Annotated in this window: 7 protein-coding genes; 4 read left to right on the top strand and 3 right to left on the bottom strand. The window is 62.6% G+C overall.

The features are described from left to right. Positions 1 to 2 precede the first annotated feature (2 nt). Positions 3 to 623, bottom strand: a complete 621-nt coding sequence (locus CDV46_RS10350; RefSeq protein WP_087722484.1) for a GNAT family N-acetyltransferase — start codon at positions 621 to 623, stop codon at positions 3 to 5. Between the two features lie 911 nt (positions 624 to 1534). On the opposite strand from CDV46_RS10350, the gene CDV46_RS10345 reads away from it, so the two are divergent. Beyond that, entirely contained in the window at positions 1535 to 1825 is a 291-nt protein-coding gene (locus CDV46_RS10345) for an H-NS histone family protein (RefSeq protein ID WP_087691420.1), read from the top strand. Between the two features lie 315 nt (positions 1826 to 2140). Here CDV46_RS10345 and CDV46_RS10340 read toward each other — a convergent pair whose 3' ends face one another. Together CDV46_RS10340 and CDV46_RS10335 are read right to left on the bottom strand one after the other, a co-directional pair. Then, complete coding sequence (locus tag CDV46_RS10340) at positions 2141 to 3415, bottom strand: ATP-binding protein (protein WP_087691421.1); 1275 nt, start codon at positions 3413 to 3415, stop codon at positions 2141 to 2143. Between the two features lie 146 nt (positions 3416 to 3561). Further along, positions 3562 to 4308, bottom strand: a complete 747-nt coding sequence (locus CDV46_RS10335; protein ID WP_058375757.1) for a response regulator — start codon at positions 4306 to 4308, stop codon at positions 3562 to 3564. 515 nt (positions 4309 to 4823) lie between these two features. Between CDV46_RS10335 and CDV46_RS10330 the strand changes: the two genes are divergently transcribed. The 3 genes from CDV46_RS10330 (at position 4824) to CDV46_RS10320 (ending at position 12636) form a co-directional block, all read left to right on the top strand. Further along, entirely contained in the window at positions 4824 to 6197 is a 1374-nt protein-coding gene (locus CDV46_RS10330; protein WP_087722483.1) for an MdtA/MuxA family multidrug efflux RND transporter periplasmic adaptor subunit, read from the top strand. Between the two features lie 128 nt (positions 6198 to 6325). Then, the gene (locus CDV46_RS10325) at positions 6326 to 9487 is read left to right on the top strand and encodes an MdtB/MuxB family multidrug efflux RND transporter permease subunit (protein WP_087691423.1); all 3162 of its coding nucleotides are present in this window, start codon (positions 6326 to 6328) and stop codon (positions 9485 to 9487) included. Beyond that, entirely contained in the window at positions 9484 to 12636 is a 3153-nt protein-coding gene (locus CDV46_RS10320) for a multidrug efflux RND transporter permease subunit (RefSeq protein ID WP_087722482.1), read from the top strand. The genes CDV46_RS10325 and CDV46_RS10320 overlap by 4 nt, the downstream gene beginning before the upstream one ends. The last annotated feature ends 75 nt before the right edge of the window (positions 12637 to 12711 follow it).

Here is a 12711-nt window from a genome sequence, read left to right as displayed (position 1 = left end):
CGTCAGGTTGACGCGGGCGGCATGGCTTGAAGCAGTTCGCCGGCATTCAGGCGGTACAGCACGTGACGGCGCAGCCGGTGGCCCGGCGGAATGAGCGGATGCAGGAAATCCTCGTCGGGGCAGTGCCGCATGCCGATGCGTGTCATGACGCCGCGCGAGCGCACATTGGCCGGTACGGTGAACGACACCAGTTCGTCGAGTTGCAGCACGTCAAACGCGAAACGGGCGGCCGCGCGGGCCGCTTCGCTGGCGTAGCCGTTCGACCACCATGGGCGGGCGAGCCGCCAGCCGATTTCCACGGCAGGGACGAATGGGGCGTCGAATCCGACGCGCATGAGCCCCACAAACCCTGCAAAAGGCGTCACCCCCGGAATCTCGAGCGCCCACGGGCCGAAGCCGTGCGTTTCCATATGGTTGCGCAGGCGCTGTGCGACGGCATCGCTCTGGGCGCGGTCGAGCGTCGTCGGGAAGTGACGCATGACTTCCCGGTCGGCATTCAGGGCGGCAAACGCATCCAAATCGTCTGTCCGCCAAGGGCGGAGTACGGTGCGTGCGGTCGTGAGCGTGACCGGCGTCGTGTCGTGGCGCGCGGGCAGCGCCGGTGCGGAGGGTGAAGTCGTCATGCGAATCGAGCGAATCAATGAAAGCGGCGGAAATCCGTTGCGAAGTTACCAAGGACGCGAATTCGTCATTTGCTTAATTCTAAACGCGAAAATACCGGCCCTCGAAATCGGCGCCCAGCCTTACCTGATGGGCGTTCCGGAGAATTCCTGAGGTCAATTGGCATTCACGGCAATTCTCATCTTACGGAAACCGGCTCGGCCGGGGAAATGACATTGATGCATGGATGCGCAATAGCGAATTGACGTATACGTTAACGAAAGAATTTCCGTCCCGATTTATTGATGGCGCGACGCAGCATTGGTTGTTGCGCAATTCATGGAAGCTATCCACCGATATTGCACGGGCGTTCATTCCGTTGAACGAACACAGCCCGTTTTCATGTCACCCATCATGCGTGGCCTGAATCTGAACCAATCGCTTGCGCGAATTCACCGTAGTGCTTATCCGGAAATTGCGCTACACCGATGTGAATTCCCCGAATGTCAGTAGTGTTTTGGATAACAGACTAATCGGCATACTCTTAAATATTTGTGATCGTATATTTTGGATTGCGTTTTATGGGGGAAGCCGGTGTGTGTTGCGGTCGATGGGGTTTTGTTGCGAATCCTTACGAAGTCTTGCCGAATGTTGCGCTGTGGCTCAGGCAATGCGGAGTCCTGACGACTCGCTTCGCTATTTTCACCAGATTGCGTGGCAATGACCCACTTTAGCGGGGGGTAATGAAGGGAGGAATGCTGGGGAAATTCTGGGATTCATGCCCTGATTCTGTGCATATTCTGAAGTTGTGCTTGGGAGATTCAATGCGATTTGTGCTGGCACAGACTCATTCTTCGGAAATGCTGTTTTCAATTTGTTAAAACTCGTGCTATTTTAAGTGGCGATCCATTTTAACAATGTAAGGACACGCCAGATGGCAAACTATAAGGAAATTCGCGCGCAGATCGAGAAGCTTGAAAAGCAAGCGGACGAAGCTCGTGCCAAGGAAGTTTCGCAAGTCATTGCAGAACTCAAGCAGAAGATTCAAGAGTACGAGTTGACCGCCAAGGACCTGGGCCTTGCCACGACCGATGGCCGTCGCCGCGCCGCACGCGCGCCGCTCGCTGCCAAGTATGCGAATCCGGCAACCGGCGAAACGTGGTCGGGTCGCGGTCGCGCACCCAAGTGGATTGGCAAGAACAAAGAGAAGTTCCTGATCAAGTAAAGTCGCCGGCGTTATTGCCGGACTGGCATTGCCGGTCACATGCCAGGGAAGGCGGGGCGAAGCGTCATTGCGGTGTCTTACAAGAAACATCGCGCTGAGCCATCTCCAACGTGTCCCTGAGAGCAGTAAAGCAGCAGCCCAGTAGTTGTATTGCCCCCCATCCCGGATCGCCTGGCTGTGGCTTGATGTGATGCAGTGCCCGTAATGAATAAAACCCGCCGTCCAGTGCTGGACGGCGGGTTTTTTCATGGGGGTTTCAAACGGGAAATCAGTGCGCGGGGAGAATCTTGCGGGGCGTTACAACATTACGCAACATTAAGCCGCGCCCGGATCGTCCGGCGGGAACATCAACGTGACGCGCAGCCCGCCCGTCGGGCGATTGCTGAACGAGACCCGCCCGCCGAGTTGCTGCGTCAGCTTGTCGACGATGGCCAGCCCCAGCCCGCAGTGCGCATTGCCGCCGCGCGCCGGGTCCAGCCGCACGAAGGGGCGAATGATCCGGTTGATGTCTTCATTGGGAATGCCGGGCCCGCTATCTTCGATGACCAGTTGCCAGCCGCTCGCGTCTTGCGACGTGCGGATCGCCATCGGCGCGCGTCCGTAAGTCACGGCATTGTCGAGCAGGTTGTTGACGATACGTTCGAGATAGGTCTGCTTGAGCTTGAAGCTCGGGCCAGCCTGAAGATCCAGCTCGATCGCATAGCCCTGATCGAGAAACGGCTGAATCAGCGACTGCATGCGGGCTTCCACCGGCGACGCGGCGCTATCCGACTCGATGCCCCGTGCAAACAGCAGGAACTGATCGACGATGCGCGTCATCGATTCGGCGTCGCGCGTGATGCCCTCGCTCATCTGGGTGTCGTCGATCATCTCGGCGCGCAGCCTCAGCCGGGCGAGCGGTGTTTTCAGATCGTGGGCAATCCCGGCGAGCATCGTATTGCGCTCGCGGTCGGTCTGCACGATGTCGTGACTCATGCGATTGAAGCGCTCGGTGAGCTGGCGAACTTCCAGCGGACCGCGCTCCTTGACCGGCGTGCGGATGCGATGGGTGGCCAGTTGTTCGGCTGCCGCTGCCATATCGCGCACGGGGCGCTGCAATTGCCAGGCGGCAAAGAGCGCAAAGATGACCGTGATACCGAGGACGGCCGCCAGACCCGGCAGGATCGTGGCGGTGCCGGGCGGGTTGCGCACCGACAGCACGGGCGTGGCAATCCAGTAATCGCGGCCCGGCAGACGCGCCCAGATACGCGGCGGCGGCGTGCGCTCGACCCGCAACTGGGTGCCGGCCGGCAGGCGGCGCGCCAGTTCCGTGGTCAGGCGCTGGGTCTTGCTGGGCGGCTCGAACACGTCGCCATGGGCAAACGTGGCCGGCACCACCTGCACGAGATCCGGCAGCATGAGCTCCGAGTGACCGTCATGGACTTCGGCGGCCGCCTTGATGATGAACGCCATCTGCTCGGCGGCGTTCTGTACGCGCGTATCGTCGTGATCGCTGCGCAGGATCGTCAGATAAGAGAAATGGCTGATGACCAGCGCGGCAATGATAAGCAGCGCCAGACGGCCAAACAGCGTGTCGAAACGGCCTTTCATGCGGGGCTCCGCATATGGCCCGGGGTTAACAGCATTGCCAGCATTGCCGGAGTCCTTGCCAGACCGGTGAGCGAAGCCCTTCCAACGAAAGGCTTCGAAAAAAAGCGTATGACGCCGGTATAACAACCGACCCGGGCCCCGGCGCATCAGCCGGCTGCCATATCGGCCCGCTGGCCGTCGGGTACAAAGATGTAACCGCGCCCGCGCACGGTCTGGATAAAGCGCGGGCTCTGAGCGTCTTCGTCGAGCAGGCGGCGCAAGCGCCAGATCTGCACGTCGATGCCGCGATCGTTCACGTCGCTGTCCGCGCCGTAAAGCAATTCGATGATGCGTTCACGCGAAAGCACCTGCATGGCGTGATTGACCAGCAGGCGCAACAACCCGTACTCACCGTCGGAGAGCGTGAGCAACTGCGCATCGCGCGTGAGCGTGCGGCTGCGGAAGTCGAGTACGAACGGACCGAACGTGTAGTTCTCGCGCTGCTCTGGCACCGCGGCATCGGGCGACTTGCGCCGGCGCAGCACCGCGTTGATACGGGCGAGCAACTCGCGCGGGCTGAACGGCTTGCCGAGATAGTCGTCGGCGCCGATCTCGAGCCCGACGATGCGGTCGATCTCGTCGCTGCGTGCCGTGAGCAGAATGACCGGCACGTCGTCGTTGCGTGCGCGCAGATCACGCAGCGCCGTCAGCCCGTCGACCTTCGGCATCATCAGGTCGAGCACGATCAGCGCAGGGCGCTCTCGTTCGAGGCGCGCAGCCAGCCCGTCGCCATCGTGCATGACAGCAACAGAGAAGCCGTGACGGCTGAGATATTCACGCAGCAGGTCACGCAGATCGGGATCGTCGTCGACAACAAGAATCTTCATATTCGTTCTGACAGGTTGTGTCGTCATGATAGTGGCCTCCCCGTGCGGCTTTGCACGCGTTTTGTTTCCGGGCATTACAGTGTTGGTCACCTGTAATCATGCGTAATAATAGAGCCTGCGCCGTCAGCGCACGAAATCCGCGCACTTCCGCGAACATCATTTAAGCTTCGCACTGTCTGCGCATCACCACTTCCATGCACACCCAACCGCACTTTCTCGCCTTGCAGGCCTTTCGCAAGTGGGCGAGGAGAACGCTGCGGTCAGGCACTGCGAGGCGCGGCACGCGGGAATAAGCAGGTCTGCGAAGCATCGCCGGACCGCGAACCATCTCCCGTGTACCGGGTCCCTTACGGCATAAAGCGCTTTTTGGTCCTGCCCCACAAAGGTGTCACGTCCGTCTGCTATGCTGATCCACCGATTTCGGCGAGGCATAGGGGCGGGGAACCCCGCCGGGCCAGCTTGCCGCGCCGCAGCAATCAGAAAAAATAAACGTCGTCCGCACCGGACGAATCCGCTAAACACTCCGTTGTAACGAGGAAGTCATGACCGAGCACGGTCCCCACGGTTCCGACCAACCGAACGATTCCGGTCGTTCGTCAGTGCCGCCAACGTCCCCCGCAGCCGGGGCGCGCCGCGACATGGGGGCAACCCCACCGGCCTCGCGCAAGCGCCGCTGGCTCGTGCCGGGCGTGATCGGGTTAATTCTGGTGTTGATCGCGGGCGGTGTTTACTACCGCTTGCAGGCTCAGAACGCCCAAGGACCGGCCCAGCAGGGCGGCCGTCGCAGCGGCCCGCCCGCCGGTATGGCAGGCGCGGGGGGCATGCCGGCCACGCCGGTGACGGCGGTGGACGCGAAGAAGGGCGACCTGCCCGTGTTCCTCAATGGCCTGGGCACCGTGACCCCGACGCGCAGCGTCATCGTGCATTCGCGCGTGGACGGTCAGTTGATGAAGGTGCACTTCAAGGAAGGCGACATGGTCAAGGAAGGCCAGTTGCTCGCCGAGATCGACCCGCGGCCGTTCCAGGTGGTGGTGACCCAGCAGGAGGGCCAGCTCGCCCACGATCAGGCGCTGCTCAAGAATGCGCAGCTCGATCTGGCCCGCTACGAGACGCTGCTCAAGCAGGACTCGATTGCCTCGCAGACCGTGGATACCCAGCGCGCGCTCGTCAAACAATATGAAGGCACGGTCAAGTCCGATCAGGGCCAGTTGGACAACGCCCGCCTGCAATTGAACTACGCCAGCGTCACCGCGCCGGTCTCGGGGCTGGCCGGCCTGCGTCAGGTGGACCCGGGCAACATCATTCACGCATCCGATACCAACGGCATCGTGATCATCAACGAAGTCACGCCGATCACGGTCGTGTACACGATTCCCGAAGACAACCTGCCGCGCGTGGTCAAGCGCACGCGTGCCGGTGAGGCGTTGCCGGTCGAGGCATTCGACCGGGCGGGCAAGATCAAGCTGGCGAGCGGCAAGCTCGCTTCCATCGACAACCAGATCGATACGACGACGGGCACCGTGAAGCTCAAGGCCGCGTTTGCCAATACCGAAGGCATGCTGTTCCCGAACCAGTTCGTCAACGTGAAGATGCTGGTCGACACGCTCAAGGATGCAACGCTCGTGCCAAGCGCGGCGGTACAGCGCGGCACGCAGGGCAGCTTCGTGTATGCCGTGCAGGCCGATCAGACCGTCAAGCTCAAGACCGTGAAGCTCGGACCGACCGATGGCACCAACGTCGCGGTCGAGTCGGGTGTCGAGCCGGGCGAGAAGCTCGTGATCGATGGCATGGACAAGCTGCGCGACGGCGCCAAGGTCGAAGTGATCACGGCGGAGAGCCGTGCGGCGGCCACCGCACCGCGCCAGCCGGGGGAGAAGCGCAATAGCAATGGCAGCCATCGCCGTCCGGGGCAGTAAGGTGCGGCGCGCGTGAGCCTGCTGCCCTTGCCGACCCTGTTGAAACCGCTGATCGAATACGCGGGCACCGCGCCAATGCCGGTGCCCGCTCGCACGCCGCCCATAGAGATGCTCCCCCGACGCTGCCAATGAATCCGTCCCGCCCGTTTATTCTCCGACCGGTTGCCACATCGCTGCTGATGCTGGCGATTCTGCTCGCCGGTTTTGTCGCCTACCGGCTGTTGCCGATCTCGGCACTGCCGGAAGTCGACTACCCGACTATTCAGGTCGTCACGCTCTATCCGGGCGCGAGTCCGGATGTGATGACGTCCTCGGTCACGGCGCCGCTCGAGCGTCAGTTCGGCCAGATGCCGGGCCTCAACCAGATGTCGTCGACGAGTTCGGGCGGCGCCTCGGTGATCACCTTGCAGTTCTCGCTGGATCTCGGGCTCGACGTCGCTGAACAGGAGGTGCAGGCCGCCATCAACAGCGCCAGCAACCTGCTGCCGAGCGATCTGCCGATGCCGCCGATCTACAACAAGGTCAACCCGGCGGACACCCCGATCATCACGCTGGCGATCATGTCGAAGACCATGCCGCTGCCCAAGCTGGAGGATCTGGTCGACACGCGCGTGGCGCAGAAAATCTCGCAGTTGCCGGGCATCGGCCTCGTGAGCATTTCGGGCGGGCAGCGTCCGGCGGTGCGTATTCAGGTCAACCCGCGTGCCATTACGTCGTACGGCCTGAACATCGAAGACGTGCGCACATCCATCGCGGCCGCCAACGTCAATCAGGCCAAGGGGAGTTTCGACGGCCCGTTGCGCGCCTCGACCATCGACGCCAACGACCAACTGGCGTCGGCGGACGAATATCGCAATCTCGTCATCGCTTACAAGAACGGCGCCCCGATTCGCCTGACCGACATCGCCGACGTGATCGACGGTGCCGAGAACACCAAGCTCGCGGCGTGGGCCGACACCACGCCTGCCATCGTCGTGAACGTGCAGCGCCAGCCGGGCGCCAATGTGATCGACACGGTCAACAAGGTCAAGGCACTGCTGCCGCAGTTGCAGGGCGCGCTGCCCGGCAGCGTCGACATGAAGCTGCTGACCGACCGCACGACGACGATTCGCGCGTCGGTCGCCGACGTGCAATTCGAACTGATACTCGCCGTCGCCCTGGTGGTGATGGTGATCTTCGTCTTCCTGCGCAACGTCTCGGCCACCATCATTCCGAGCGTGGCGGTGCCGCTCTCGCTGATCGGCACGTTCGGCGTGATGTATCTCGCGGGCTTCTCGATCAACAACCTCACGCTCATGGCGCTGACGATTGCCACGGGCTTCGTGGTCGACGATGCCATCGTGATGATCGAGAACATCACGCGCTATCTGGAGCAGGGCGAAAAGCCGCTCCAGGCTGCGCTCAAAGGGGCCGAGCAGATCGGCTTCACGATTATTTCGCTGACCTTCTCGCTGATCGCCGTGCTGATTCCGCTGCTGTTCATGGGCGACGTGGTGGGCCGGCTGTTCCGCGAGTTCGCCGTCACGCTGGCGGTCTCGATCCTGATCTCTGCGGTCGTCTCGCTCACGCTCACGCCGATGATGTGCGCGAAGCTGCTGCGCCATGTGCCGGACGAGAAGCAGGGCAAGTTCTACCGCAAGACCGGCGAGATGTTCGACCGCATCATCGCCAAGTACGGCGAATGGCTCACGTGGGTGCTCGACCGTCAGACCGCGACGCTGTTCGTCGCGCTTGGCACGCTCGTGCTCACGGTACTGCTCTATATGTGGGTGCCCAAGGGCTTCTTCCCGGTGCAGGACACGGGGGTGATTCAGGGGATTTCGGAAGCGCCGCAGTCGATTTCGTTCGCCGCCATGGGTGAGCGTCAACTGGCGCTCGTGAATGAAGTGCTCAAGGATCCGGCGGTCGAATCGGTGTCGTCGTTCATCGGTGTCGATGGGGTGAACGCCACGCTCAACAGCGGCCGCTTGCTCATCAACCTGAAAGACAAGGACGTGCGCGGGCTCGATGCCTCCGCCGTCATTCGCCGCTTGCAACCGCAACTGGAGCACGTGCCGGGCATCGCGCTGTACATGCAGCCGGTGCAGGATCTGACGATCGAAGACCGCATCAGCCGCACGCAATATCAGTTCACGTTGCAGGATCCGAGTCTGGACACATTGGGCATCTGGGTGCCCAAACTCGTCGAGAAGCTCAAACATGTGCCGTTGCTGGCCGACGTGACGAGCGACTTGCAGGTCAACGGCTTGCAAGCTTATGTGGAGATCGATCGCGATACGGCCAGCCGCCTCGGCGTGACCCCCGCAGCCGTCGACCAGACGCTGTACAGCGCGTTCGGCCAGCGGCTGATTTCGACGATCTACACGCAGGCGTCGCAGTATCGCGTGGTGCTTGAGGTGTCCTCCGACTTCCAGCGTGGCCCCGATGCGTTGAAGAGTATCTACGTAGCGTCGAACACCGGCGTGCAGGTGCCGATGTCGTCGTTCGCAACGATTACCGAGAAGCCCACGCCGCTCGCGATCAACCACCAGAGCCAATTCCCGGCCGCCACGATCTCGTTCAACCTTGCCAAGGGCGCGTCGCTGGGGGATGCCGTCAAGGCGATTACCGAAGCCGAAGCGTCCATCGGTCTGCCGATCAGCACGCAGACCACCTTCCAAGGCGCAGCACAGGCATTTCAGGCGTCGCTCTCGAACACGCTGTGGCTGATTCTCGCCGCCGTGGTGACGATGTACATCGTGCTGGGCGTGCTGTATGAGAGCTACATCCACCCGATCACCATTCTGTCGACGCTGCCGTCGGCGGGCGTGGGCGCGTTGCTCGCGCTGATGGTCTCGGGCAACGACATCAGCATCATCGCGATCATCGGCATCATCTTGCTGATCGGTATCGTCAAGAAGAACGCCATCATGATGATCGACTTCGCGCTGGAGGCCGAGCGCGAGCACGGCATGGCGCCGCGCGAGGCGATCTATCAGGCGTGTCTGCTGCGCTTCCGCCCGATTCTGATGACGACGATGGCCGCGGTACTTGGCGCGCTGCCGCTGATGCTCGGTTCGGGCGTCGGCTCGGAGTTGCGTCAGCCGCTCGGTATCACGATGGTCGGCGGCCTGATGGTCAGTCAGGTGCTCACGCTCTTTACTACGCCGGTGATCTACCTGTGGTTCGATCGTCTGGCCATGCGTGCGCGCGCCTGGCGAGAGCGACGCTTCGGCCCGTCGGATGATGGTGACCACGGTGGCCATGGCGGCCATGCCGTCAGCGACACCCCGGACGGTCAGACGCGATGAACCTGTCGTCTGTCTTCATCCGGCGCTCGGTCGCCACTGTCCTGCTGACCATCGGCGTCACGCTCGCGGGCATCGTCGCCTTCGGCCTGCTGCCGGTGTCGCCGTTGCCGCAGGTCGATTTTCCGACCATCTCGGTGTCGGCCTCGCTGCCGGGCGCCAGCCCCGAAACGATGGCGGCGAGCGTGGCGACACCCCTTGAGCGCTCGCTCGGCCGTATTGCCGGCGTGACGGAAATGACCTCGAACAGTTCGCTCGGGTCGGCGCGCATCACGCTGCAATTCGACCTGAGCCGCGACATCAACGGTGCGGCGCGCGACGTGCAGGCGGCGATCAACGCTGCGCGCAGTCTGCTGCCCACGGGTCTGCCGAGCAACCCGACGTATCGCAAGGTGAACCCGGCCAGCGCGCCGGTGATGATCATTGCGCTCACGTCCGAGAGCCTGACGCGCGGGCAGATGTACGACGCGGCGTCGACGATCCTCGCGCAAAAGATTTCGCAGTTGGAAGGTGTGGGCGACGTCACCGTGGGGGGCAGTTCATTGCCGGCGGTGCGCGTCGAACTCAACCCGACGGCGCTCAACAAGTATCAGATTCCTATCGAGTCGGTGCGCACGGCGATTCAGTCGGTGAACGCCAACCGGCCGAAGGGCGCGCTGGAAGATGGCGACCGCCGCTGGCAGATTCTGGCCAACGATCAGGCGAAGACGGCCAAGGAATACCTGCCCGTCATCGTCAGTTATCAGAACGGCCGGCCGGTGCGGCTGGCCGACATTGCCGACGTGGTCGACTCGGTGCAGGATCTGCGTAACGCGGGCTCGGCCAACGGCAAGCCGTCGGTCTTGCTCATCATCACGACGCAGCCGGGCGCCAACATCATCCAGACGGTCGACGGCATCAACGCGATTCTGCCGAACCTGCGTGCGTCGATTCCCGCCGCCATCAATCTCGACGTGGTGATGGACCGCACGCCGACCATTCGTGCGTCGTTGCGCGAAGTGGAGCGCACGTTGCTGATCTCCATCGCGCTCGTGATCGGGGTGGTGTTCGTCTTCCTGCGCAACTGGCGTGCGACGCTGATTCCGAGCGTGGCCGTGCCGGTCTCGCTGATCGGCACGTTCGGCGTGATGTATTTGTGCGGCTTCAGTCTCGACAACCTCTCGCTCATGGCGCTGACCGTGGCGACGGGCTTCGTGGTCGATGACGCCATCGTCGTGCTCGAGAACATCTCGCGGCACATCGAAGAAGGGCTGAGCCCGTTCGCGGCGGCGCTCAAAGGCACGCGGGAAGTGGGCTTCACGGTGCTGTCGATGAGTATCTCGCTGGTGGCCGTGTTCATCCCGCTGCTGCTCATGGGCGGGATTGTCGGGCGGCTGTTCCGCGAGTTTGCGGTCACGCTCTCGGCCGCCATCATGGTCTCGCTGGTGGTGTCGCTCACGACAACGCCGATGATGTGCGCGCGTTTGCTCAAGGGGCGTGCGGCGCCGGGCGTGCCGGAAGGCGCGGCACCGCTTGCGACCGAGCCGCCGCGCCGGCCGTCGATCTGGACGCGCATGGGCAACTGGACCGAGCGCATGTTCGACGGCATGTTGCGCGAGTACGAACGGTCGCTGACGTGGGCGTTGCGCCACGGGCCGCTGATGCTGGTGATTCTGTTCGCGACCATCGGTCTGAACGTGTGGCTCTACACGGTAGTGCCCAAGGGTTTCTTCCCGCAACAGGACACCGGCCGGATGATCGGCTTCATTCAGGCCGATCAGGCGATCTCGTTTCAGGCGATGGAAAAGAAGCTCGCCGACTTCATCAAGATCGTGCAGGCCGACCCGGCCGTGGCGACGGTGACCGGCTTTACCGGCGGCTCGAATCGCAATGGCGGCTCGATGTTCGTCACGTTGAAGCCGCTGTCAGAGCGCAAGCTCTCGGCCGATCAGATCATTGCGCGCCTGCGGATCAAGCTGGCCAAGGAGCCGGGCGCACAGCTCTATCTGCAATCGGTGCAGGACATCCGGGTGGGCGGGCGCTCCAGCAACGCGCAGTATCAATACACGTTGCAGGCCGACGACTTGCAGCAGTTGCGCGAGTGGGAGCCGAAAGTGCGTAACGCGCTTTCGCGGCTGCCGATTCTGGCCGATGTGAACACCGATCAGCAGGACAAGGGGCTGCAAACCACGCTCGACGTCGATCGCGATCAGGCGTCGCGGCTGGGCCTGTCGATGAGTCAGATCGACAACGTGCTGAACGACGCGTTCGGCCAGCGGCAGGTATCGACCATCTACAACCCGCTCAATCAGTACAAAGTGGTGATGGAAGTCGCCCCGCAGTGGTGGCAGAGCCCCGAGTCGCTGAAAGACATCTACGTGGTGACCTCGGCCGGTGCGCAAGTGCCGCTGTCGTCGTTTGCGAAGTATCGGCCGACAAATACGGCGCTGGGGGTGTCGCACCAAGGGCAGTTTGCGGCGAGCACGATCTCGTTCAACTTGCCGCCGGGTGTGTCGCTCTCGCAGGGGCAGGCGGCGGTCAACGACGCGGTGGCGCGTCTGGGCATGCCGACGTCCGTGCACGGCAGTTTTCAGGGCACGGCGCAGGCGTTTCAGTCGGCGCTCTCGTCGCAGCCGTTCCTGATTCTGACGGCGTTGCTCACCGTGTATATCGTGCTGGGCGTGCTTTATGAAAGCTACATTCACCCGCTCACCATTCTGTCGACGCTGCCCTCAGCGGGCGTAGGCGCATTGCTGGCGCTGCTGCTCTTCAACACGGAGTTCAGCATCATTGCGCTCATCGGCGTGATTCTGCTGATCGGTATCGTGAAGAAGAACGCGATCATGATGATCGACTTCGCGCTCGATGCCGAACGGCGCCAGAACATGGCGCCGCGCGATGCCATCTATCACGCGTGCGTGCTGCGCTTCCGCCCGATCATGATGACGACGATGGCGGCCATGCTCGGCGCCATTCCGCTCGCATTGGGGACTGGCGACGGCGCAGAACTGCGCCAGCCGCTGGGTATCTCGATCGTGGGCGGTCTGCTCGTGAGTCAGGTGCTCACGCTTTATACGACGCCGGTGGTGTACCTGTATCTCGACCGGGTGCGCTTGCGCTGGGCGCGCTGGCGTGCGCGCGGTCACGGCAACGTGGAGGTGGGCCATGGCTGATCGCCGCTTCAATCGACCACTGCTTTCGCTGCTTTCGCTTCGCCCGCTTCGCTGGCTGCCGATGCCGGCCATGCC

The sequence above is a fragment of the Pandoraea sp. PE-S2T-3 genome (assembly GCF_002179965.1).
Lineage (GTDB): Bacteria > Pseudomonadota > Gammaproteobacteria > Burkholderiales > Burkholderiaceae > Pandoraea.
Note: the sequence above shows the minus strand (reverse complement) of the source record. Positions and strands in the feature narration are given on the sequence as shown.

What these genes read in the sequence shown, in the direction of transcription:
- CDV46_RS10350 (WP_087722484.1), bottom strand. Translation starts at nt 623, where the DNA reads ATGACGACTTCACCCTCCGCACCGGCGCTGCCCGCGCGCCACGACACG.
- CDV46_RS10345 (WP_087691420.1), top strand. Translation starts at nt 1,535, where the DNA reads ATGGCAAACTATAAGGAAATTCGCGCGCAGATCGAGAAGCTTGAAAAG.
- CDV46_RS10340 (WP_087691421.1), bottom strand. Translation starts at nt 3,415, where the DNA reads ATGAAAGGCCGTTTCGACACGCTGTTTGGCCGTCTGGCGCTGCTTATC.
- CDV46_RS10335 (WP_058375757.1), bottom strand. Translation starts at nt 4,308, where the DNA reads ATGACGACACAACCTGTCAGAACGAATATGAAGATTCTTGTTGTCGAC.
- CDV46_RS10330 (WP_087722483.1), top strand. Translation starts at nt 4,824, where the DNA reads ATGACCGAGCACGGTCCCCACGGTTCCGACCAACCGAACGATTCCGGT.
- CDV46_RS10325 (WP_087691423.1), top strand. Translation starts at nt 6,326, where the DNA reads ATGAATCCGTCCCGCCCGTTTATTCTCCGACCGGTTGCCACATCGCTG.
- CDV46_RS10320 (WP_087722482.1), top strand. Translation starts at nt 9,484, where the DNA reads ATGAACCTGTCGTCTGTCTTCATCCGGCGCTCGGTCGCCACTGTCCTG.